The organism is Sedimentibacter acidaminivorans, assembly GCF_017873955.1.
Lineage (GTDB): Bacteria > Bacillota > Clostridia > Tissierellales > Sedimentibacteraceae > Sedimentibacter > Sedimentibacter acidaminivorans.
Map to the genome: position 1 here is coordinate 1 of NZ_JAGGKS010000010.1, position 22,231 is coordinate 22,231.

The 22,231-nt window shown below is 30.6% G+C and carries 17 protein-coding genes, 22 tRNA genes and 2 rRNA genes; 36 read left to right on the forward strand and 5 right to left on the reverse strand.

Annotated features, from left to right (window positions below):
- The 24 genes from J2Z76_RS14420 to J2Z76_RS14535 form a co-directional block, all read left to right on the forward strand.
- Nucleotides 1–94, forward strand: a 23S ribosomal RNA gene (locus tag J2Z76_RS14420); the annotation flags it as partial.
- Nucleotides 95–309: 215 nt separating this feature from the next.
- Nucleotides 310–426 (forward strand): 5S ribosomal RNA (gene rrf / locus J2Z76_RS14425).
- Between the two features lie 8 nt (nt 427–434).
- Nucleotides 435–509: transfer RNA gene (locus J2Z76_RS14430), tRNA-Asn, on the forward strand.
- A gap of 2 nt (nt 510–511) precedes the next feature.
- Nucleotides 512–599: transfer RNA gene (locus J2Z76_RS14435), tRNA-Leu, on the forward strand.
- Nucleotides 600–616: 17 nt separating this feature from the next.
- A tRNA-Met gene (locus tag J2Z76_RS14440) sits at nt 617–692 on the forward strand.
- Nucleotides 693–712: 20 nt separating this feature from the next.
- Nucleotides 713–789 (forward strand) — tRNA-Met (locus J2Z76_RS14445).
- A gap of 26 nt (nt 790–815) precedes the next feature.
- A tRNA-Glu gene (locus tag J2Z76_RS14450) sits at nt 816–890 on the forward strand.
- A gap of 15 nt (nt 891–905) precedes the next feature.
- Nucleotides 906–981: transfer RNA gene (locus J2Z76_RS14455), tRNA-Val, on the forward strand.
- Between the two features lie 75 nt (nt 982–1,056).
- Nucleotides 1,057–1,133, forward strand: a tRNA-Asp gene (locus J2Z76_RS14460).
- A 33-nt stretch (nt 1,134–1,166) separates the two neighbouring features.
- Nucleotides 1,167–1,242 (forward strand) — tRNA-Thr (locus J2Z76_RS14465).
- A 9-nt stretch (nt 1,243–1,251) separates the two neighbouring features.
- Nucleotides 1,252–1,336, forward strand: a tRNA-Tyr gene (locus tag J2Z76_RS14470).
- A 24-nt stretch (nt 1,337–1,360) separates the two neighbouring features.
- A tRNA-Gly gene (locus tag J2Z76_RS14475) sits at nt 1,361–1,435 on the forward strand.
- A 14-nt stretch (nt 1,436–1,449) separates the two neighbouring features.
- Nucleotides 1,450–1,523, forward strand: a tRNA-Gly gene (locus J2Z76_RS14480).
- A 15-nt stretch (nt 1,524–1,538) separates the two neighbouring features.
- Nucleotides 1,539–1,615 (forward strand) — tRNA-Arg (locus J2Z76_RS14485).
- A gap of 35 nt (nt 1,616–1,650) precedes the next feature.
- Nucleotides 1,651–1,725 (forward strand) — tRNA-Gln (locus tag J2Z76_RS14490).
- A gap of 3 nt (nt 1,726–1,728) precedes the next feature.
- A tRNA-Lys gene (locus J2Z76_RS14495) sits at nt 1,729–1,804 on the forward strand.
- Between the two features lie 6 nt (nt 1,805–1,810).
- Nucleotides 1,811–1,899, forward strand: a tRNA-Ser gene (locus J2Z76_RS14500).
- 53 nt (nt 1,900–1,952) lie between these two features.
- Nucleotides 1,953–2,042: transfer RNA gene (locus tag J2Z76_RS14505), tRNA-Ser, on the forward strand.
- A 22-nt stretch (nt 2,043–2,064) separates the two neighbouring features.
- Nucleotides 2,065–2,141 (forward strand) — tRNA-Ile (locus J2Z76_RS14510).
- Nucleotides 2,142–2,151: 10 nt separating this feature from the next.
- A tRNA-Trp gene (locus J2Z76_RS14515) sits at nt 2,152–2,227 on the forward strand.
- 35 nt (nt 2,228–2,262) lie between these two features.
- Nucleotides 2,263–2,336, forward strand: a tRNA-Pro gene (locus tag J2Z76_RS14520).
- A gap of 7 nt (nt 2,337–2,343) precedes the next feature.
- Nucleotides 2,344–2,420 (forward strand) — tRNA-Ile (locus J2Z76_RS14525).
- Between the two features lie 23 nt (nt 2,421–2,443).
- A tRNA-Ile gene (locus tag J2Z76_RS14530) sits at nt 2,444–2,517 on the forward strand.
- A gap of 8 nt (nt 2,518–2,525) precedes the next feature.
- Nucleotides 2,526–2,601: transfer RNA gene (locus tag J2Z76_RS14535), tRNA-Phe, on the forward strand.
- A 120-nt stretch (nt 2,602–2,721) separates the two neighbouring features.
- Here the strand turns inward: J2Z76_RS14535 and J2Z76_RS14540 are convergent.
- Nucleotides 2,722–3,687 carry a ribonuclease H-like domain-containing protein gene (locus J2Z76_RS14540; protein ID WP_209512784.1) on the reverse strand — a complete coding sequence of 322 codons (966 nt, stop codon included), beginning with the start codon at nt 3,685–3,687 and terminating at the stop codon, nt 2,722–2,724.
- Between the two features lie 70 nt (nt 3,688–3,757).
- Here J2Z76_RS14540 and J2Z76_RS14545 point away from each other — a divergent pair, with 70 nt between their 5' ends.
- The 3 genes from J2Z76_RS14545 to holA are packed head-to-tail and all read left to right on the forward strand — an operon-like array spanning nt 3,758 to nt 7,147.
- Nucleotides 3,758–4,360 (forward strand): DUF4131 domain-containing protein, encoded by a 603-nt coding sequence (locus tag J2Z76_RS14545; RefSeq protein ID WP_209512785.1) that lies wholly within the window; start codon nt 3,758–3,760, stop codon nt 4,358–4,360.
- Entirely contained in the window at nt 4,357–6,123 is a 1,767-nt protein-coding gene (locus J2Z76_RS14550) for a DNA internalization-related competence protein ComEC/Rec2 (RefSeq protein ID WP_209512786.1), read from the forward strand. The genes J2Z76_RS14545 and J2Z76_RS14550 overlap by 4 nt, the downstream gene beginning before the upstream one ends.
- Nucleotides 6,113–7,147 (forward strand): DNA polymerase III subunit delta, encoded by a 1,035-nt coding sequence (holA, locus tag J2Z76_RS14555; RefSeq protein ID WP_209512787.1) that lies wholly within the window; start codon nt 6,113–6,115, stop codon nt 7,145–7,147. The genes J2Z76_RS14550 and holA overlap by 11 nt, the downstream gene beginning before the upstream one ends.
- A gap of 166 nt (nt 7,148–7,313) precedes the next feature.
- Here holA and rpsT read toward each other — a convergent pair whose 3' ends face one another.
- Entirely contained in the window at nt 7,314–7,577 is a 264-nt protein-coding gene (rpsT, locus tag J2Z76_RS14560) for a 30S ribosomal protein S20 (protein ID WP_209512788.1), read from the reverse strand.
- A 256-nt stretch (nt 7,578–7,833) separates the two neighbouring features.
- On the opposite strand from rpsT, the gene gpr reads away from it, so the two are divergent.
- The 5 genes from gpr to J2Z76_RS14585 all read left to right on the forward strand — a co-directional run bounded on the left by gpr (nt 7,834) and on the right by J2Z76_RS14585 (nt 13,408).
- On the forward strand, nt 7,834–8,769 hold the full coding sequence (gpr, locus tag J2Z76_RS14565) for a GPR endopeptidase (protein ID WP_209512789.1): 936 nt from the start codon (nt 7,834–7,836) through the stop codon (nt 8,767–8,769).
- A 96-nt stretch (nt 8,770–8,865) separates the two neighbouring features.
- Complete coding sequence (gene spoIIP / locus J2Z76_RS14570) at nt 8,866–9,996, forward strand: stage II sporulation protein P (protein WP_209512790.1); 1,131 nt, start codon at nt 8,866–8,868, stop codon at nt 9,994–9,996.
- Nucleotides 9,997–10,073: 77 nt separating this feature from the next.
- Complete coding sequence (lepA, locus tag J2Z76_RS14575) at nt 10,074–11,879, forward strand: translation elongation factor 4 (protein WP_209512791.1); 1,806 nt, start codon at nt 10,074–10,076, stop codon at nt 11,877–11,879.
- Nucleotides 11,880–12,034: 155 nt separating this feature from the next.
- Nucleotides 12,035–12,601 carry a LemA family protein gene (locus tag J2Z76_RS14580; protein ID WP_209512792.1) on the forward strand — a complete coding sequence of 189 codons (567 nt, stop codon included), beginning with the start codon at nt 12,035–12,037 and terminating at the stop codon, nt 12,599–12,601.
- Nucleotides 12,602–12,619: 18 nt separating this feature from the next.
- Complete coding sequence (locus tag J2Z76_RS14585; protein ID WP_209512793.1) at nt 12,620–13,408, forward strand: TPM domain-containing protein; 789 nt, start codon at nt 12,620–12,622, stop codon at nt 13,406–13,408.
- Between the two features lie 44 nt (nt 13,409–13,452).
- Here the strand turns inward: J2Z76_RS14585 and J2Z76_RS14590 are convergent, their stop codons facing one another.
- Together J2Z76_RS14590 and J2Z76_RS14595 are read right to left on the reverse strand one after the other, a co-directional pair.
- Complete coding sequence (locus tag J2Z76_RS14590) at nt 13,453–13,935, reverse strand: hypothetical protein (protein ID WP_209512794.1); 483 nt, start codon at nt 13,933–13,935, stop codon at nt 13,453–13,455.
- Between the two features lie 195 nt (nt 13,936–14,130).
- Complete coding sequence (locus J2Z76_RS14595; RefSeq protein WP_209512795.1) at nt 14,131–14,859, reverse strand: MBL fold metallo-hydrolase; 729 nt, start codon at nt 14,857–14,859, stop codon at nt 14,131–14,133.
- A gap of 204 nt (nt 14,860–15,063) precedes the next feature.
- Here J2Z76_RS14595 and J2Z76_RS14600 point away from each other — a divergent pair, with 204 nt between their 5' ends.
- The 3 genes from J2Z76_RS14600 to udp all read left to right on the forward strand — a co-directional run bounded on the left by J2Z76_RS14600 (nt 15,064) and on the right by udp (nt 19,880).
- The gene (locus tag J2Z76_RS14600) at nt 15,064–16,743 is read left to right on the forward strand and encodes a DEAD/DEAH box helicase (RefSeq protein ID WP_209512796.1); all 1,680 of its coding nucleotides are present in this window, start codon (nt 15,064–15,066) and stop codon (nt 16,741–16,743) included.
- 323 nt (nt 16,744–17,066) lie between these two features.
- Nucleotides 17,067–18,986, forward strand: a complete 1,920-nt coding sequence (gene thrS, locus J2Z76_RS14605; RefSeq protein WP_209512797.1) for a threonine--tRNA ligase — start codon at nt 17,067–17,069, stop codon at nt 18,984–18,986.
- Nucleotides 18,987–19,103: 117 nt separating this feature from the next.
- Nucleotides 19,104–19,880, forward strand: a complete 777-nt coding sequence (gene udp / locus J2Z76_RS14610) for a uridine phosphorylase (RefSeq protein WP_209512798.1) — start codon at nt 19,104–19,106, stop codon at nt 19,878–19,880.
- A gap of 56 nt (nt 19,881–19,936) precedes the next feature.
- Here the strand turns inward: udp and J2Z76_RS14615 are convergent, their stop codons facing one another.
- Nucleotides 19,937–21,397 carry an MATE family efflux transporter gene (locus tag J2Z76_RS14615; protein ID WP_245210481.1) on the reverse strand — a complete coding sequence of 487 codons (1,461 nt, stop codon included), beginning with the start codon at nt 21,395–21,397 and terminating at the stop codon, nt 19,937–19,939.
- A gap of 275 nt (nt 21,398–21,672) precedes the next feature.
- Between J2Z76_RS14615 and J2Z76_RS14620 the strand changes: the two genes are divergently transcribed.
- On the forward strand, nt 21,673–22,185 hold the full coding sequence (locus J2Z76_RS14620; protein ID WP_209512799.1) for a DUF4342 domain-containing protein: 513 nt from the start codon (nt 21,673–21,675) through the stop codon (nt 22,183–22,185).
- Nucleotides 22,186–22,231 lie beyond the last annotated feature (46 nt).

Consider the following 22,231-nt stretch of genomic DNA (forward strand, 5'->3'; position numbering starts at 1 on the left):
AGACCCCTGATAGACTAACAGGTAGATAGGTTGCATGTGTAAGTGTAGCAATACATTGAGCTGAGCAATACTAATAGGTCGAGGTCTTGACCAAATATATGTTTTCTCTATGATTCCTATGTAATTTTGAAGGTACTAAAAATTAGAACCTTTTACATAAATAACCTAATATAATAGGTAAGGTATGCGCAGTCTCGCATCACAAATTTGTTCACTCGCTAACGCTCGTGCAAATTTGGAGCTCGGTGCGTCAGACCTACCAACAATTTCTTTCTTCCTCTGGTCGAAGAAATTGGGTTAGGACTAGAATCTGGTGGCAATAGCGAAGAGGACACACCCGTTCCCATCCCGAACACGGAAGTTAAGCTCTTCAGCGCTGATGATACTCGGTGGGTAACTGCCCGGGAAAGTAAGACGTCGCCAGGTTAAATAGTTCCGAGGTAGCTCAATGGTGGAGCAACCGGCTGTTAACCGGTAGGTCGTGGGTTCGAGCCCCACCCTCGGAGCCAACGCCGAAGTGGCGGAATTGGCAGACGCACAGGACTTAAAATCCTGCGATCCTCAAAATCGTACCGGTTCGAGTCCGGTCTTCGGCACCAATAAATAAATATATTATCGCGGGATGGAGCAGTTGGTAGCTCGTCGGGCTCATAACCCGAAGGTCGTTGGTTCGAGTCCAGCTCCCGCTACCATAAATTAACAAGGTGAGCATGGCGGCGTAGCTCAGTTGGCTAGAGCATGCGGTTCATACCCGCAGTGTCAGCGGTTCAAATCCGTTCGCCGCTACCAATAAGACCTAAAGTATGAAAAATTAAGGCCCTATGGTCAAGCGGTTAAGACACCGCCCTTTCACGGCGATAACCCGGGTTCGATTCCCGGTAGGGTCACCATTTTAAATTAATAGTGGGAGCATAGCTCAGTTGGGAGAGCATCTGCCTTACAAGCAGGGGGTCATAGGTTCGAGCCCTATTGTTCCCACCACATATAAAGAAAGGGTAAGCACCTTTAATATCAAGATAGTCTTTGATGGTATGAGGAATGTCCCCAATATATAGCGGCCTGGTAGTTCAGTTGGTTAGAATGCCAGCCTGTCACGCTGGAGGTCGAGGGTTCGAGCCCCTTCCAGGTCGCCAAAAAAGCAAATTATTGTAGAAATTGATTGATATGCTGGTGTAGCTCAATTGGTAGAGCAACTGACTTGTAATCAGTAGGTTAGGGGTTCAAGTCCTCCCACCAGCTCCAAAAAAATATGGAAGAGTTCCCGAGTGGCTAAAGGGGACGGACTGTAAATCCGTTGGCAACGCCTTCATTGGTTCGAATCCAATCTCTTCCACCATTTTAAATAAATAAGAATAAGTGTGCGGAAGTGGCTCAGTGGTAGAGCATCGCCTTGCCAAGGCGAGGGTCGCGAGTTCGAATCTCGTCTTCCGCTCCACTAAAACTTAATTTGCGGGTGTAGCTCAGTGGTAGAGCCCCAGCCTTCCAAGCTGGTTGCGAGGGTCCGATTCCCTTCACCCGCTCCATATAAACACCAAAATGCACTCATAGCTCAGTAGGATAGAGCAACGGACTTCTAATCCGTGTGCCGGGGGTTCGAATCCTCCTGGGTGCACCAAAAGTAACATATGTAACAAATAAATAATATATTATTGGGGTGTCGCCAAGCGGCAAGGCACTAGACTTTGACTCTAGCATTCGTAGGTTCGAATCCTGCCTCCCCAGCCATTTGATCCATTAGCTCAGCAGGCAGAGCACCTGACTTTTAATCAGGGTGTCCGGCGTTCGAATCGCCGATGGATCACCAATTTAAGGAGAGGTACCGAAGCGGTCATAACGGGGCGGTCTTGAAAACCGTTAGGGTGCAAGCCCACGTGGGTTCGAATCCCACCTTCTCCGCCAGTTTGAATAATATTAAAGAGAATTAAATTATATAAATTTTAAAAGTTAAATATGGAGAAGTACTCAAGCGGCTGAAGAGGCTCCCCTGCTAAGGGAGTAGGTCTGATAAGGACGCGAGGGTTCAAATCCCTCCTTCTCCGCCATATAAACCCAGAGGTTAATTCTGGGCCTTTAGCTCAGTTGGTTAGAGCGCCCGGCTCATAACCGGTAGGTCCAAGGTTCGAGTCCTTGAAGGCCCACCATGTACACTATAGGAGTGTAGTTCAGTTGGTAGAACGTTGGTCTCCAAAACCAAATGTCGTGGGTTCGAGTCCTGCCACTCCTGCCAATTAAAATTGGACAGGATAAAATCAGTTTAACAATCGGGGCGTAGCGCAGTTTGGTAGCGCATCTGGTTTGGGACCAGAGGGCCGCGGGTTCAAATCCTGCCGCCCCGACTCTTACGGGCTTATAGCTCAGGTGGTTAGAGCGCACGCCTGATAAGCGTGAGGTCGATGGTTCGAGTCCATCTAAGCCCACCAAAAACCAAAATACTTGTTATTTTGGGCCTTTAGCTCAGTTGGTTAGAGCGCCCGGCTCATAACCGGTAGGTCCAAGGTTCGAGTCCTTGAAGGCCCACTGTATATGCCCAGATAGCTCAGTCGGTAGAGCAGAAGACTGAAAATCTTCGTGTCCGTGGTTCGATTCCGCGTTTGGGCACCAAAAAAAAACTTATACTCATAATATTATGTAGTATAAGTTTTTTGCTTTTTGTAAAATTATCTATAATAGATTTAGTGATAGTAAAATTGCTTATTGAATTAGATTGACTAAAAAGATTAATTAAAATATTGAAGATAATATACTTTTTACTATTTTTAATATATTCTCATTATATACCTTATCATTTAGTTTTAAAGGGATTAGATTCCTTTTTATACCTTCTATAATAGTATAATTAGCAATATTATAATCATCATTGTTTAAATAATAAAATTCTCCTATTTTTTGATCTTTATAAAATTTAAAAGGTATGTCAATTTTTAAAATTTGAGAATATTTATCAAATTTTAGATCAAAGTTAAATGCTCTATGTATATAGTTTTTTTCTAATGTTGATATAACGTGATAATTACCTAATAGTGTATTTTTTTTAAATACAAAATCACTATAATTTAGTTTTACTATTAAATCGTTAGATATAATAATTTTATCATACAAATTAAAGATTTTTTTAAATAAAATAGCAAGATTATATACGTCTTCATAGTTATGTTGCAATATTAGCTGGGAGAATTCTTTTTTTGGCTCAATACAATATGCTTCATAAAGAACTAAAACATCTTGTCCTGTTATGGTGTCGTATCTTTTGATTCCAAAAAATTCTTCAACTGTTTTTAGTTTTAGATTAATAATATCAATTTTATTACGAATATTTTTCATATCACTATAAAGATCAATTTTTACGAATAAATCCCAATTGAAATTTATATCATTTTGTTTGCATTTATTTATAATAAAAGGAATATCAAAATTATTTCCATTATATGTAACAACATATTTCTTGGTACGGACTAAATCTTTAAAATATTTTATAACTTCTTTTTCATCAATTTTATATTCGCAGTAAAGTTGATATACTTTATATTTATTATCTTCCATTAATAAAGTAGTAATAGATATAATATTACTGTATTCACGAGATAATCCTGTTGTTTCTATGTCAAAGAAAAATGCGTCTCTAAGCAATTCGTTTATATATTTATCTTTAGTTTCAATATTTTCTATATCTGTATATTTTACAATCATATTTCCTCCAAAATAATAACTTTGATTTTTCCTCCATTATTTGCTAAAATATATAGAGGTGCATAATCGTATGTATATAATATTATCTGTATTTGTGTTTTACGCAATTGGTATAATATCTTATGAATACAATTTCTTTAATTATTATTTTTTAATTGTTTTTTCTGTGCTTTTATATAATACAATAAAAAGCAAAAAATTCATATATAATATTGTGATTATTTCATTTTTAGTTTTATCTTTTATTAATATTTATTATAATTCAAAATCTGTTTTAGAACAATATATTGGTGAAGAAATAGATTTTGTTGCTAAAATAAAAAGCGTTAATTATACTTCTAATGATAATACAAATTTTAATAGTTATAATGCTACTATAACCGAAATAAAAGGTAAAACATTACATGGTAACGAAAATACAATAATTTATCTGGATAAAACACAAGTATTAGATTTGAATTCTATTATTAATATAAAAGGTAATGTATCGGATATAAGTTTTGGGAAGAACTTTATGCTGTTTAATTATAAAAACTATCTTAGATCAAAAAAAATCTATGCAATGATTTTCTGCACATCAAATCCAATAATGATTGAACAAAATTATTCTGTATATAATAATTTTACTAATAAATTTAAGTGTATACTGAGGATATTTTTGCGAACAATTTGAATAAACAAAATTCAGAAATAATTTTATCCATGATTCTTGGGGACGTTAATTATTTAGATGATGTACTTTATGAAAATATTAAAAGAATGGGGTTAGCTCATATATTTGCAGTATCAGGATTACATATTGGGCTACTTTATGTATTTGTATTATATTGTTTAAGATTAGCAGGATTTAATAGAAGAATTAGTTGGATAATTACTTGGTCATTACTTTGGATTTATGGGTTATTAATTGGTTTGCCAGTATCAATAATGAGAACTTTAGTTATGTTCACATTTTTGTTTGGATCTGAAATGCTTTATAGAAAATACAATTCTCTTAATGCAATATCACTAGCAGCATTAATACTAACTATAATTAATCCATTTTGGATTTTTGATATTGGTTTTCTTTTATCGTTTTCAGCAGCACTTAGCTTAATTTTATTTAATAAATATATTCAAATAAATATAAAAACAAAAAATATGATTTTAAAAACAATATACATGTATTTATTCTTGCAATTATTAACTTGTCCCATTGTAATATATTTCTTTAATTATTTGCCTTTATTAGGAATAATTTATAATTTATTATTAATTCCTCTATTTACAGTTGTTTTAATATGCAGTTTCATATTTTTGATATTCAATAATATATTTACATATACATTAATTGTACCATTTAAACTATTTGATTATTTTCTTTATAGTTTGAGATATATAATTAACTTTACAGAAAATATTAGTTTAAACGGCATTATAATGGCTACACCGTCAATTTTTGAAATCTTATTTATGTATATATCTATTTTTTTAATAATATATACATACAAAATTAAGTTGAAATTTATTAATAAGATTAGCTATTTAATAATTATATCATTTTATATAATTACGTATATTATTGTTCCAATAACTGATAATAGCTTGTATTTTAACATAGTAGATGTTGGACAAGGTTTGTTTTCTTACGTCAGTTACAAGAATTATAATTTTATATTTGACTGTGGGAGTACAAGCAATAAAAACTTAGGTGATTATGTGGCGGTGCCTTATTTTACTAAAAGGGGTATAAGTGATATTGATGGAATTTTTATAAGTCATTGGGACAATGACCATTATTCTGGGATTTATGGTTTAATTGAGGGGGATTATATAAATGTAAACAAAATTTTCTCTTCATCAAAGAATAAAGATATCTATAATGATATTATTGTTTTAAATAAGGATGATAGTATTAAAGTAACTAATAATTTTAAAATCAATATATTGTCGCCATCTGATGATATTGTTAAAAATAACAAGAATAATTCATCACTTGTAATTCACTTAAATTTCAACAGATTTAATATACTCCTCCCTGGTGATATTGAAGCGAAAGTAGAACAGGAAATTATAAATGATGTAGTTAAATCAGATATACTATTATTACCACATCATGGTAGTATAACATCATCATCTGAAAACTTTGTTAATAGAGTTAATCCTAAATTAGCTGTAATAAGCTATGGTATAAATAATTATGGCATACCATCTGGTGAAGTTTTGGAAAGGTATAAAAAGATTAATAGTAATATTTTATCTACTTTTTATAATGGAGAAATAAATTTTGTTTTAAAAGGTGATAATTTATATTATAATACATATACAGGAATGAAATCGGATAATTATTATGAATTATATTTCGTAATGATATTTCCAAAATTAGTTATATTTGTACTATTTGTTTCATTGATAATTATTAAAACATATATAGAAGAGGTAAATTATGAGTTATAAAAACATATCAGATTTAATAAATAAAGGAAAAATTCCAACATGTGTACTTTTTTATGGTGAGGAAGTTTATTTAATTGATAAATCAGTTAAGAATATAAAAAATAAATACATAAATAGTGACTATGAGGATATGAATTATGTTGAGTTTGATAAAATAGATTATGATTTTAATTTGTTTTATGAATCTATAACTACTTTGCCTTTTATATCAGATAAAAAATTATGTATTGTCAGAGAATCTGATTTTTTAACTTCAACTGGTAGTTTGAATAAAAAAGATGAAGATAAAATTATAAATATAATTGAAAACAATTATGATTCATGCATCATTGTGTTTTTAATCAGAGGAGGAAAACCTGATGCTAGAAAAAGAATTGTAAAGAAGTTAAAGGAGAAAAATTCTGTTTTTGAAGTTAATAAATTAAATGAAGTTGAACTTAACAAGTATATTGTAGATTACTTTAATAAACATGATATTAAAATAAGTTTATCCGATGCAAATTATATATCTAATAATTCTGGATATTTAGAATATGAAAGCCTAATAACCTTGTATGATGTCAACAATGAGTTAGATAAGCTTAAATCTTATTGTATGGATGCACAGATAATAACAAAAGATGATATTGATAATCTTATGATTATTTCAATTGAAAGCAATATTTTTAAATTAGTGGATTACGTATGTGAAAGGAAAACAGAAAAAGCATATGAAATATTAGAAGAAATGCTTTTAAATAATGTACCTGAGCAATATATAATTCATATGATCACCAGACAATATAGAATGCTTTACCAATATATTTTACTTAATGATAAGGGTTATAATATGGATTATATTATAAATAAAATGAAAATCAAAAAATTCATAGCTATAAAGCTATCTAAATTAACAAAAAATCTTACATTAAATAAAATTGAAAGTTATATGGATAAATTTTTAGAAATAGATAGAAAAATTAAGGTTGGAGAGATTGATAAAAAAATAGGTTTACAAATTATTACAAATGGAACAATATTTTAATATTACATAAACAAAAAAAGACCGATAAGGTCTTTTAAATTTCCAAGAGATTCATCGACTAACACCACATCTGTTAATATTTAGGATTATGAGGTTAGTTGATGAATCTCAAACTTTTAGCTTCAGAGGTGGTTTACCCACCAACTGAACCTATAATAAAAGTCGATTATGCTATTTTGTTTAATCTGTTTGCTAATCTACTTACTTTTCTTGAAGCAGCCTTTTTATGGATAGTATTTTTAGCAGCGGCTTGATATAATTTCTTCTCTATAACTTTTAAATATTCTTTAGCCTGTTCTAAGTTACCTTCGTTTAAAACTGTTTCAAATTTCTTTATATAAGTTTTAATTTCAGATTTTCTACTTTTATTAACTTCTGTTTTTTTATTAATAACTAATATTCTTTTTTTAGCGGATTTAATATTTGCCAATATTTTCACCTCCTTTAAATCTTTTAATATTTTAACACTGTTAATATTTTTAAAGTGATAATATTTAAGACAGCATGTCAATTATACAGGTAAAAGGAACAAAAATCAATAGAAAAGAATAAAAAATTAAAAAAAATATATAATAATTCCAATATAAGATATTTTATGTTTTATCTAGTATTTTATCATAAAAATTAAATATTAGCTGTAGCGAAATAAATTAATAGTTTTTTATACTTAATGGAGGATTACAACTATGTATAGAACAGATTTAGCGTATGAAGCAAATGAGTCAATAGCTCAAAAATTTAAAGGGGTTAAGTTAGAAACACAGGATTTTAAACATGGGGAAATAGTTGAACTTGAAATAATGAATGAAGAAGCAGAAAAAGCAATTGGAAAAAGGGTAGGAAAATATGTAACATATGAAACAAAAAATTTTAAAAATATGAGTGAAGAAACAAGAAATCAAGTAGTAGAAATTTTATCAGAGAACATAAAAAATATAGCTGATTTAAAACGTGAAAGAGTTTTAGTTGTTGGTTTAGGAAATAGAAACATTACAGCAGATGCACTAGGACCTAGAACTGTAGATAAAATTAAGGTTACAAGGCAATATTTTAAAGCATATAATAAAGAATTTGATGATGATTATAATGAGGTTTGCATATTAGCTCCAGGGGTATTAGGGATAACAGGCATAGAAACTATTGATACAATAATTGGTGTTGTAGAGAAGATAAAACCCACTTTACTTATAATAATAGATGCCCTTGCTTCACGAAAGATGAAAAGGCTTTGTTCAGTTGTGCAAATTACAGATGCAGGTATTGAACCAGGTTCTGGTATAGGTAATATGCAAGGATCTTTAAATGAAGATACTATTGGAGTAAAAGTTATAGCTATTGGTGTACCAACAGTTGTAGATACAGCAACAATTGTAAATGATACAATAGATATGATGGAAGAAGCGTTAAGAGATAAAACTGATGACGTGGGACAGATAATGGGAATATTAAGTGATTTAGAAAAGAATGAAAAGCATATGTTTATTAAGGAAATTTTGAGTCCATTATATGGTGATTCAATTGTAACTCCAAATGGAATAGATGAGCAAATAGAAATTTTATCGGACATACTTGCTGAATCTATTAATAAAGCAGTGCATCCAGGATATGAATTAAATTCGTAATAATATTGTAAAAATAAACAGTATTATTACGGAAACAATACACATATACATTAATATATTACTATATTGAGAAAATATGTGGAGTTGAATTTAATTATGAAAAGACGTAGAAGAAAAAAAAGTGAAACAAAATTTTACATGGTTATGTCAATTATATGCTTAGTTGTATTGTTTGCAGGCTACAGCTATGTATATAAGCTTTCTGAAGCTAGAAAGACAGGACAAGAAATTACGACTATTTCATTGAACTATGATGGAGAGGGGGCAGCTAATAAGTATAACGAATTCTTTGATAAGGTTATGTCATACTTTAATATTTTTTTCGAAGAGACTTTTAAAGAATCAGATGATAGCAAAATAATTGAAAATAAAGAAGATGAACCTGTGAAAGAGGTTTATAAAATTATTGACAGTGCAGATAGGGAACAAACTGAGGACTTACAAGTGTTTGATGAAAAAGAATATAGCAGCAGCCAAATAGCTGTTACGGAAGTATATTTAGCAAGCAATAGAAAGGATGACTTTTTTAAGGTCATAGAATCAAACACTATTTCTAGAAGCAGTGTTCCAAGAGAAATGAAAATAGATACTGCTTCTATAAATAAGAATATTAATTTTATCATCTATCATACACACGCTACAGAATCATATTTACCTAATAAAGAATCGAACTATAGAACTCATGATGAAAATTATAATGTAATGGGAATCGGTAATATAATTACATCTAATTTGAAAAATTATGGATTAAATATAACTCATCTAAAAGATTATAATGATTATCCAGACTATAATAAGTCTTATGCAAATTCTAATTATAATGTAAAACAGGTATTGTCAAACAGTAAGAAAAATGTGATGATAGATATACATAGAGATGGAGCTGATGAAGGTTCAAGCTATGAAGAATTTTTGTCAAAAGTGAAATCAATAGAGATAAATGGTAAGACAGCAGCAACGTGTACATTAGTCATTGGAGATAAGAATGGAAATTTAGAAGATATAAAGAAAATGGCTCAAACAACATTTGATACGGCTAATGAAATGTACCCAGGATTATTTAGAGATATTGTAATAAGAAATGGTGCATACTTCAATCAATATCTATCTGATTACGCTATGTTGATAGAAGTTGGAACTACATTAAACAACATAGAAGAAGCACAGTATACAGCGGATTTATTATCAGAAATACTATGTGAAACAATTGCAAAAATTAATAATTAATGCTTTAAATATTACATAAACTTTGATATAATACCCTATGACATTTGTATTATGAAAAATAGGGAGGTTAAATTTACTTGGATAGAAAAAAATATATAAGAAACTTTTCCATAATAGCTCACATAGATCATGGCAAATCAACGTTAGCAGATAGATTAATTGAAAATACAGGACTTTTATCTCATAGAGAGATGCATGAACAAGTATTAGATAATATGGACTTAGAAAGGGAAAGAGGTATAACAATTAAACTTCAAAATATTAGTCTTTTATATAAAGCCAAAGATGGCAATGATTATATATTGAATTTGATTGATACTCCAGGTCATGTGGATTTTAATTATGAAGTTTCAAGGAGTTTAGCGGCTTGTGAGGGTGCTGTTTTAGTAGTTGATGCTGCACAAGGAATTGAAGCTCAAACTTTGGCTAATGTTTATTTAGCACTAGATCAAAATTTAGAAATCGTACCTGTTATAAATAAAATAGATTTACCAAGTGCTAGACCAGAAGAAATAAAGCAAGAAATAGAAGATGTAATTGGGCTTGATTGCGAAAATACACCACTTATATCAGCTAAAGATAATATTAATATAGATCAAGTATTAGAAGCAATAGTTAAATTTATTCCACCACCAACAGGAGAAGAAGATGCACCACTTAAAGCTCTTGTTTTTGACTCGTATTATGATAGCTATAAAGGTGTTATAGCATATATAAGGATTAAAGAAGGTCAAGTTAAAAAGGGTGATAGAATTAAAATGATGGCAACTGGAAAATCCTTTGATGTAACAGAGGTAGGTATAATATCACCTAACCAGAAGCCTGTACCTGCATTATATTCAGGGGATGTAGGTTATTTGTGTGCTAGCATGAAGGAAGTTAGAAGCTGTAATGTTGGTGATACAATTACATCATGCGAAAATCCTGCAAAAGAGGCATTACCAGGATACAAGAAGGTAGTTTCAATGGTTTATTGTGGAGTATATCCTGCTGAGGGAGAAGACTTTAACGAGGTAAGAGATGCACTTGAAAAGTTGCAGGTAAATGACGCATCGTTGTCATTTGAACATGAAACTTCAGTAGCATTAGGTTTTGGTTTTAGGTGTGGTTTCTTAGGTCTTTTACATATGGAAATTATACAGCAAAGATTAGAGAGAGAATTTAATTTAAATATAATTGCAACAACTCCTAGTGTAATATATAAAGTGTACAAAACTGATGGTGAACTGATGATTATGCAAAATCCAACTAATATGCCACCAGCTCAAGAAATAGAATATATGGAAGAACCTATAGTTGATGCAGCAATTATGTCACCTACAGAGCATGTAGGAGCAATAATGGAGTTGTGTCAGAATCGTAGAGGGGTATTTGTAAACATGGAATATATGGAAGCTACAAGAGTTATATTGCATTACAAATTACCATTAAATGAAGTTATTTATGACTTTTTTGATTCTCTTAAATCTAAAACAAGAGGATATGCTTCACTGGATTATGAGCTAGCTGGATACCAACGATCTGAATTAGTAAAAATGGATATTTTAATTAATAGTGAATTAGTAGATGCATTCTCAATTATTGTGCATGAAAGCAAAGCTTATGAAAGAGGTAAAGGTATAGTTGAAAAGCTAAAAAATGTTATACCAAGACATATGTTTGCTGTACCACTTCAAGCTACAGTTGGAGGTAAGATAATAGCTAGAGAAACAGTTAGTGCACTTAGAAAAGATGTGTTGGCAAAATGTTACGGTGGAGATATAACTAGAAAGAAAAAATTGTTAGAGAAGCAAAAAGAAGGCAAAAAAAGAATGAGACAAATTGGAAGTGTTGAAGTTCCACAAGAAGCATTCTTAGCTGTTTTAAAATATGATGAAGATTAAATAATAATTAAATCTTAAAGTGATTATTCATGCTTTAAGATTTAATTTTATATATTTTAATTTGTTATGGAATTGAATCAAAATGTAATTGATAATATAGTATGAATTATATATACTAATAGTATTAAACAATATTTATTAAGAGGAGGATTATTTTGAGAAAAGGACTGATTGCAGTTGTTTTGATTTTATTAGTAGTAGTGGTATTAGTTGCATTTACTTTTGGAAGTTACAATTCATTAGTAACATTAGATGAAGATGTGAATACACAGTGGGCAAATGTAGAAAGCAAGCTTCAAAGAAGATTTGATTTAATACCTAATTTAGTAGAATCAGTAAAAGGAGCAATGGCACAAGAGCAAGAAATATTTACAGCTATAGCAGATGCAAGGGCAAGAATGGCGGGTGCTAAAAGTTTGAGTGAAAAGGTTGAAGCGTCAAATCAGTTAGAAGGAGCACTTGGAAGATTGCTTGTAGTTACAGAAAATTATCCAGTGCTAAAATCAAATGAAAATGTAACAGCGCTTATGGATGAATTGGCAGGTACTGAAAATAGAATATCTGTGGAAAGAGATAGATATAATGAAGTGGTGAGCAAATATAATTCAGCTATAAGAAGGTTTCCTAAAAATATAATGGCTGGAATGTTTGGCTTTGAAAAAAGACCATATTTTGAAGCAACACAAGGAGCAGATACAGCACCAGAGGTAAAATTTGATTAAAGTAGAAAGTAGGTAATTATGGGAAAAAGAATATTAACTTTATCTTTAATTATTTTGATTCTATTCACTACTGTAGTATCATACGGTGAGGTAGTGATGCCTGAGCCTACAAAGATGTTTTACATAAACGATTTTGCTAATGTAATAGATGAGGATGTAGAAGCAAGCATTACAAATGTAAATCTTAATTATGAAAAAACCAGTGAAAAACCTCAAATTGTAGTAGCAACGGTACAAAATATGCAAGGACTAGATGAAAATAGTTATGCAACAGAATTATTTGAAAAATGGAAAATAGGTAACAAAGAATATAATAACGGAGTTTTAATTCTTCTTGCTATAGATGAAAGAAGAATCAAAATTGAAACTGGTTATGGACTTGAAGGTGCATTACCTGATTCTGAAGTAGGACGGATATTAGATTCTTCAACAAGTTTTCTTTCTGAAGGAGATTATTCTAGAGGCATTGAAAACATATTTTTTCAATTAGCTAAAAGTGTAAACGAAGAATATAACTATGATGAAAATGTAATATTTGAAAATATAAATGTAAATATACGAAAACAATCAAGCAACCAAAACCAAGTTCAATTATATAGGATGATAAGACCAATATTAATTATACTTTTATTGTTATTCTTTGGAGGATTTGGTGGTGGACCAGGAAGAAGACGAAGAAGAGGTTTTTATATTCCACCTAGCATATTTAGAGGTGGTGGAGGTTTCGGCGGCGGAGGCGGCTTCGGAGGAGGTAGCTTTGGAGGCGGCGGCAGATCAGGCGGCGGCGGAGCAGGAAGAGGATTTTAGGACAATAGGTAACAGCAGGGAAAATTTTACCCTGCTGTTATATATTATGATATTTTTCCTAAAAATAATATTTCTTCTGTATCAGTGTTAGTTATACATAATCCTTTTTCTTCCCAATTTGATGAACCTAAATATCCGAGCTTTTCATCCCATGCATTATTATATTCTTCCTTTGTAACCTGCTCATTATTAATAAAATATTCTATTTCAGAATCAATGAGTTTTATACCTTCAGCAGGTGCAATATAGTCATAATCTAGATCATCATATAAATAATCATCAAAATCATCATAACTGTCATAATTACTACTTTCTTCGTAATCAATATCCGTATACAAATATCCATAATTAATTAGATTATATAAGCATTCATACATTTCGTCCATATTATAATTATTAATATAAGCTTCACTTAGTTTAGAGAAAAAATCAACAATTTCTTGACTTTTAACCTCATATGTAACCTTATCTTTAGTGTAAAGCATTTCCTTAAAATCACCACACTCATTTGTAATAGTAATTTTCATTTAATATCCCCCCCTTTATAAATCCATAAACAGTGTTTGTAAAAATATATTATGTATTTTGGATTTTAGCATATAATTCGTAAAATTCCTATTTAAAAAGGTGAATAGTTTTATATAATATTAATATAAATTAAAAAATATGTCGTGTATTATCATATATAACAATTGAAATAATATTATTATATTAGATTTCAATTATATTAGTATTTCATTAGCATGTTTAATTTTTAATACTTTAGTTTTTAAAGCTTTACGATTAACTAATTGTACAAATTCATTCGTAGCATGGAAATTATCCCAAAAGTGCATTGGTATAAATATATTGGGAGAAAGTTTTTCAATGAAAAATTCTCCACCATACATGAAATTCTCTTCGAGTCTTTTATCTACAGGGAAAAAAGCTATATCTATATTAATATTTAAATTAATTATATCGTTAACTATGCTTTTAAATGCAAATTCCATTTCTTTTTCTTCAGAAGGTGTATCATCATTCCATTTCCACCAATTTAAATCACCCGCATGAAAAATGTTATTATTATCTAAATTAATAATAATGCTAATGCCAGCATCTGTAGAGCCAAAAGTATTTATTTTTAGGTTGTTTATAACGATTTCTTGATTAGGCTTTAAAAAATAACACCTATCTATTTGATTATATATTTCTATATCATCGCTAAGCATATAATAAACATTGTTCTTGCTAGCATTCCAAGTCAATATTTCGCTACTATAGTGATCGTTATGACTGTGAGAGGCAAATATATATACAGCCTTATCCGACTTCATTATTTTGTCTATTAGGTCTTTGAAATCAAAATCAAAATCATTCATATAAGGCTTTGATTTATAATAATCGAATATTAAAAAAGAAGATTTTGACTCAACAATAAAACAACTGTGGTGTATGTAATAAATTTTCATATTAACAGCTCCTAATTATTTTTTATTTTGATTGTAGATTATGAATAATTGTACTCATTAAAGTAAAACTAAACATAAAATAATTATATCATGAACACTAAATTTGGTAAATATAATATTATTATTAAAAAATGTTTGTAATTAACAAAAATTTATAGTATAATGAGAAGTTAATAAAATTAGTAAACGAGGATGATAAAATTAATGAAAATTGAAAATGTAAATTTGAATGAAAACATTCAAAAAGCTTTAGATGAAATGGGATTTGAAAATAGTACCCAGATTCAACAAGAAGCAATACCAGTAATACTTGAAGGAAAAGATATAATTGGTCAATCAAATACAGGAACGGGTAAAACGGCAGCGTTTGGTATACCTATTCTAGAGAAAATAGATAAAGATTTGAGACTTCCACAGGCAATAGTTCTTTTACCTACAAGGGAGCTTGCTGTGCAAGTTGCAAATGAATTTAGAAAAATCGGTAAATACATGGATGGTATTAAAACCGTTAGTGTCTATGGTGGCGCGGATATCAGGGATCAGATTAATAAGCTTAAAAACGGAGCACAAATTATAGTAGGAACCCCTGGTAGAATTATAGACCTCATTGACAGAAAAGTAATAAAACTTAGTGAACTAAAAGTTTCAGTTTTGGATGAAGCCGATGAAATGTTAAAAATGGGTTTCAGAGAAGATATTGAGTTGATTCTTGATAAAGTAAATCACACAACTCAGACACTTTTGTTTTCTGCTACTATTCCTGATGGAATATCTAAAATAATAAAGAAATTTCAAAATAACCCAGTCATTATTAAAACAATGAGAGAAGGAATTACTGCAAAAGAAGTTAAGCAAAGCTATTTTCTTGTTAAACATACAGATAAAGTTGAAGCATTGACAAGAATTATAGACACATACACACCAAAATTAACTTTGGTTTTCTGTAATACTAAAAAAAGTGTTGATGATTTATATGATAGACTTATAGAAAAAGGTTATAACTGTGATAAAATACATGGTGATATTAAGCAAACGCAAAGATTGGATACTTTGAATAAGTTCAATAATGGTGTAATTGATGTTTTAATTGCAACAGATGTTGCTGCAAGAGGACTTGATATTAAAGAAGTTGAAGCAGTTATTAACTATGAAGTTCCAGGAAAAGAAGATTATTACGTTCACCGTATTGGTAGAACAGGAAGAGCAGGTCGAGAGGGTTCATCTTTCACACTTGCTTCAGGGAAAGAAATAAAGAAAATTGAAAATATTGAAAGATATACAAAAAAACAAATACGCAAAAGATCAGTTCCTACAGTAGATAAGGTTAATGAAGTAAAACAAGATAAATTTATTAGAAACATAGTTGATGTTATTGAAAAAGATGGAGTTGGAGAAAACAGAGTACTAGCGGGTAAATTAATGGAAAAAGGCTATGATGCTGAAACTTTAATAGCTGCAATGATAAAAAAACTTGTTAAATTTGACTCTTCTGCAGAAAGAGATTTAAATGACACAATACCTGAGAGAAAGAAATTTACTAGAACTAAAGGTTCATCAAGAGATATTGGAAATTCAGTTAGATTCCATGTAAACTTAGGTAAAAAACAAGGTATCAGACCAGGAGATATACTAGGTGCTATAGCTGGTGAATGTGATATACCAGGTTCGGATATTGGAGCAATTGAAATACTTGAAAACTATTCATTTTTCAATGCGTCATCAGAGCATGCGGATGCAATATTAGGCAGAATGGAAGGCTCGCAAATAAAAGGAAAAGATGTTGTTGTAGAAATTTCTAAAGAGAAAAAATCAAAAAGTGGTTTTGGTGGAAGCAGTGATAGAGGATTCAGACATAAAAGCCAAGGTTTTAGAAAAAAATATTAAAAAGCTGTTGACAAAATAGATACATGAGTAATATAATCTATAAAAATAGCAAACTGATAATAAACTATGAAAGATCGAGTAAAACAGATACAATATTTCAGAGAAGGAATACAACTTGCTGAGAGTATCCTAATATATGACTGTTTGAAAACTAATCTTGAGTTAAATCTGAAAATCTAGTTTAAAGTCTAGATATAAGGATTTGGTATGGATGCCTTAAATCTGTTGAGAAGTAAATAAGGTGGAACCACGATGGTAACTCTCGTCCTTAAACACATTAGTGTGTTTAGAGACGGGAGTTTATTAATTGGAGGAGTAATATTATGATAAAATTAACATTACCAGATATGAGTATCAGAGAGTATGAAGATGGAACAAAAGCAATAGATGTTGTTAAAAGTATCAGCGAAGGTTTAGCTAGAAGCGTAGTGGGGGCAAGTTTTAACGGAAAAACTATTGGTCTCCAAGAACAAATAAATGAAGATGGCAACATTAAATTCCTTAAGTTTGAAGATAAAGAAGGAAAAGACATATTTTGGCACACTTCATCACATATATTAGCACAAGCAATAAAAAGAATATGGCCAGAAGCTAAACTTGCAATAGGACCATCTATAGACAATGGATTTTACTATGATATAGATTTAGACTATAGATTAGTACAAGAAGATTTTGAAAAAATAGAATCAGAGATGAAAAAAATAGTTAAAGAAGGCCTTGAACTTGAGAGATTTGAACTTCCAAGGGAAGAAGCAATAAAATTTATGGAAGAAAAAGAAGAACCATACAAGGTTGAATTAATAAAAGACCTTCCAGCAGATGCAATAATTTCATTTTATAAGCAAGGTGATTTTGTAGATTTATGTGCAGGACCACATTTGGAATCAACTAAAAAACCAAAAGCTATTAAACTTTTAAGTATTGCAGGGGCGTATTGGAGAGGAAATGAAAAGAACAAGATGCTTCAAAGAGTATATGGTATTGCATTTGAGAAAGCCAAAGGATTAGAAGAATATATTCATATGCTAGAAGAAGCTAAAAAGCGTGACCACAGAAAACTAGGTAAAGAATTAGAATTGTTCTTTATGTCTGAAGAAGGACCTGGCTTTCCATTCTTTTTACCAAAAGGAATTGAAATTAAAAACGAGCTCCTTAAATATTGGAGAGAAGTACACAAAAAAGCAGGATATGTAGAAATTGAAACTCCATTGATGCTAAGTAAACATCTATGGGAAAATTCAGGACATTGGGACCATTACAAAGATAATATGTACACAGTTAAAATAGATGAAGAAGATTTCTGTGTTAAGCCTATGAACTGCCCTGGAGGAATGATGGTATATAAAAATTCTATGCATTCTTACAAGGATTTCCCAATTAAGGCAGCGGAAATAGGAAGAGTTCATAGACACGAGTTGTCAGGTGCTCTTCATGGATTGATGAGAGTTCGTGCTTTTACTCAAGATGACGCTCATATATTCATGCTTCCTGAACAAATAAAAGATGAAATTAAAAATGTTGCAAACTTAATAGATGGAATGTATAAAACATTTGGATTCACTTATCATGTTGAACTTTCAACAAGACCTGAGGATTTCTTAGGAGATTTAAAAGATTGGGATGTAGCAGAAAGTTCATTAAAAGAAGCGCTTGAAGAACTTGGACTTGATTATATAATAAATGAAGGTGATGGAGCATTCTACGGACCTAAAATAGATTTCCACTTAAATGATTGCATAGGAAGAACATGGCAGTGTGGAACAATTCAGTTGGATTATCAAATGCCACAACGCTTTGACCTTGAATATGTAGGTGCAGATGGACAAAAGCATAGACCTATAATGATTCACAGAGTTGCATTTGGAAGTATAGAAAGGTTCTTTGGTATTTTAATAGAGCAATTTGCAGGTGCATTCCCAACTTGGTTATCTCCAGTTCAAGTAAAAGTTTTACCTATATCAGATAAATTCAATGGATATGCGGAAAAGGTAAAAGAAGAATTAGAAGTATTTAATATAAGAGTTGAAATAGATACAAGGGCAGAAAAAATAGGCTATAAAATAAGAGAAGCTCAATTAGAAAAAGTTCCTTACATGTTTGTAGTTGGAGAGAAGGAAGCAGAAGGAAATTCTGTGTCAGTTAGGGAAAGACAAAAAGGTGATATTGGAAGTATGAGTACAAAAGAAATTTCTGATATTATATTAAATAAAATAAAAACAAGAGAAAATGACTCGCCACAATAAAAATAATTAGAATTTTATTTAAAAACATCTCAGTAATACAGCATTCAACTTATTAGTTGGGTGCTGTAAATTTATAAATCAACTATATGAAATTTTATTAAAAGGGAGGAAATAAATATGAGCACAGTATACTCGGATATTCAATATCATATTAATATGAAAGAGGGGGATGTAGGTAAATATGTAATTTTACCAGGAGATCCTAAAAGGTGTAAATTAATTGCAGAGCATTTTGATAATCCTAATTTAGTAGCTGATCATAGAGAATTTGTAACATATACAGGGTATATTGATGGTGAAAAAGTTAGTGTAACATCGACTGGTATAGGAGGACCTTCAGCAGCAATAGCAATGGAGGAACTTGTTAATATAGGAGCAGATACATTTATAAGAGTTGGAACATCTGGAGGTATGGACATAAATGTTATGGGTGGAGATTTAGTTATAGCATCAGGTGCAATTCGTATGGAAGGGACAGGAAGAGAATATGCACCAATGGAATTCCCAGCTGTCGCAAATCATGAAGTTATTAATGCACTTGTAAAGTCAGCTAAAGATATAGGTAGAAAACATCATGTTGGAGTAGTAGAATGTAAAGATTCGTTTTATGGACAACATGAACCAGGAACAAAACCTGTAAGTTATGAACTTGAAAATAAATGGGAAGCTTGGCTTAGGTTAGGTGCATTAGCATCTGAAATGGAATCAGCAGCACTTTTTATCGTTGGAGCTTATCGAAAGGTTAGAGTTGGAACTGTTTTAAATGTTGTTGCAAATCAAGAGAGAAGAAAAAAAGGATTAGATGATCCACAAAGTCATGATACAGAAGCTGCTATTGAGGTAGCAATAGAAGCAATAAGAAATTTAATTAAAGAAGACAAAATTAACTTATAGTAATATATAGAAATAAAATTAGTAATGGGGCGATTAATAACCGTCCCATTATTTATTTATATCTTTATGGATTTCCATTTTCCTGAACTGTATCTTAATAAAACAAATAATGATCTAAGAAGCTGGTCAGCTGCAAAAGCAACCCATGCACCTTCTAGACCTAAGTGCATGAAATTAACCAATATAATAGCTAAGCCTGGTCTAATGATTAAAACAGTTATAAATGTTATAATTGCAGTTGCTTTAGTATCTCCAGCACCTCTTAAGGCTCCAGCTAAAATAAACTGAGATGATTGAAATGGTTGAATAAAACCAACAAGCATCATAATTTTTGCACCTTTTTCAATTACAGTTACATCATCGGAATATAAAGAAACTATTTTGCCACCCCATATAATAAAGATAATTCCCATAATTACAGATATAATCATTCCAGTTCTTCTAGTTCTCATAACATACGCATTTGCCATATCAGGACGTTTTTTTCCTAAACTTTGCCCTGTTAGAGATGTTGCTGAAACTGCAAATCCTTGCCCATTCATAAATGAAATAGATAATATGTTCATACATACTTGATGAGCGGCAAATGCTACTGTTCCAAGAGAAGCAACAGTTTTAGAGTAAATAATTATACCAATACGCATCATTAATTGCTCTATCATAGCAGGAACACCTATAACAAAAATTTGCTTTAATGCTGTTTTATTAGGTTTAAAGCCATCTTTAAATCTTAAGTGTAAATATTGATTTCCTCTAGTTATATATACAAATGCAAAAACAAATGCAACTAGCTGACCAATTATTGTTGCAAGAGAAGCACCTGCAACTTCTAATCTTGGAAAACCTAAATTTCCTCCAATAAGTAAATAATTAAAAATAACATTAACAGCATTTGCAGTTAAGTTATATATCATAGCAGTCCTAGAATCACCAACACCCCTAAGAGTTGCTGTTATAGTTGTAGTAAGAGCCATAAATATAAATCCAACCATCTGTATCTTTAGATAAGTTGTACCACCTGCTAAAGTTTGCGCATCAGCAGCTCCCATGAATTTAACCAAAGGTTCTGAAAAAATAAAACCTACTATAGATGCTATTATAGAAAATGTTATAGTAAGCAATAGTGCCTGACGCAAAATTAAATTTGCGTTTTCTCGGTTACCTGAACCTTTGTATCTTGCAACCATAGAAGTTGCTCCAACGTTCATTGACATAAACATTATCATTAATAAAAATTTTGGTTGCAGGGTTAAACCTACGGCTGTAAGAGCCCAAGGACCGAGCTGCCCAACCATCATTAAATCAACCATTGAAGCAAGTTGCGTTAATGTTAATTCAAGGACTGAAGGCCATGCAATGTTAACTATGTCTCGATAGAGCAATTTTGAGGTTATATTATTAGGTAGATGATTTTTAGGTAAATCAACTAGATTTAAATCATCTCCATCTTCGACTAAATCTAATGCCATATCAACATATTTATAACCTTTAGCTTTTCGATTTTTAAAAAACTTCATAAAATAAATTGTCAAATTTAAACGATTTTGACATATCCCACCCTTCTGTTTTTAATTATGCATTTTGTGTGTAATATCTTAAATATTTCAAATAATTATATCATAGATAATTTGTTAAGTCCAATAATAAGAAAACAAAAAGCATTTAGATTAAAGTGAATTATATTAAAAAGATAAATCAAATTCTAATTAGTTTTTAATAAATACCTAAAGATTAATTAATAAAACTATTGTATATTATCATTATAAGAAATAAAAAAATCGTGGAGGATAAAATGAAGGTAACATTAGAGCAAATTGATGAATTAAGAAACAGAGTTAATGTAACATATGAAGAAGCAAAAAGCACTCTAGAAAAAAATGATGGAGATTTAATTAAATCAATAATTGAACTAGAAAAAGGAAAAGGAACTCGGGGAAATGAAAAAAATAGACGAGGAGAAGGGTTTACTAGCTTTGCTAATAGATTACTACAATTAAGATTTTCAGTTAAAAATAAAAATGAAAATACTTTAATAAACGTACCGTTAGTTCTTGTTCTTGTAACATTTGTAATGGCATTTTGGGTAGTTATATTTGGACTTATACTTGCAGTATTAACATCATGTAAGATAAAAGTTTTCAGAGATAAAAATTCTGTTAACATTAACGGTATTAAAAGAAATATGAAAGAAACTGTAGAAAAAATAAAAGTAAAATCTGAAGAAATAATAAAAGAAGATGCAGAAATAAAAGAAGAAAAATATTACGAATCAGATGACATGGAAAATGAAATTATAATAGAATAACAAAGTTTAAGGGGCGGTTCTTTTTGAACGGTCCCTTAAAACACTA

Bases quoted from the DNA above. Each gene is read 5' to 3' on its own strand.
- J2Z76_RS14600 (WP_209512796.1), top strand. From the start codon at position 15,064: ATGAAAATTGAAAATGTAAATTTGAATGAAAACATTCAAAAAGCTTTA.
- udp (WP_209512798.1), top strand. From the start codon at position 19,104: ATGAGCACAGTATACTCGGATATTCAATATCATATTAATATGAAAGAG.
- spoIIP (WP_209512790.1), top strand. From the start codon at position 8,866: ATGAAAAGACGTAGAAGAAAAAAAAGTGAAACAAAATTTTACATGGTT.
- J2Z76_RS14615 (WP_245210481.1), bottom strand. From the start codon at position 21,397: ATGAAGTTTTTTAAAAATCGAAAAGCTAAAGGTTATAAATATGTTGAT.
- gpr (WP_209512789.1), top strand. From the start codon at position 7,834: ATGTATAGAACAGATTTAGCGTATGAAGCAAATGAGTCAATAGCTCAA.
- J2Z76_RS14590 (WP_209512794.1), bottom strand. From the start codon at position 13,935: ATGAAAATTACTATTACAAATGAGTGTGGTGATTTTAAGGAAATGCTT.
- thrS (WP_209512797.1), top strand. From the start codon at position 17,067: ATGATAAAATTAACATTACCAGATATGAGTATCAGAGAGTATGAAGAT.
- J2Z76_RS14585 (WP_209512793.1), top strand. From the start codon at position 12,620: ATGGGAAAAAGAATATTAACTTTATCTTTAATTATTTTGATTCTATTC.
- holA (WP_209512787.1), top strand. From the start codon at position 6,113: ATGAGTTATAAAAACATATCAGATTTAATAAATAAAGGAAAAATTCCA.
- J2Z76_RS14545 (WP_209512785.1), top strand. From the start codon at position 3,758: ATGTATATAATATTATCTGTATTTGTGTTTTACGCAATTGGTATAATA.
- J2Z76_RS14540 (WP_209512784.1), bottom strand. From the start codon at position 3,687: ATGATTGTAAAATATACAGATATAGAAAATATTGAAACTAAAGATAAA.
- J2Z76_RS14595 (WP_209512795.1), bottom strand. From the start codon at position 14,859: ATGAAAATTTATTACATACACCACAGTTGTTTTATTGTTGAGTCAAAA.
- J2Z76_RS14620 (WP_209512799.1), top strand. From the start codon at position 21,673: ATGAAGGTAACATTAGAGCAAATTGATGAATTAAGAAACAGAGTTAAT.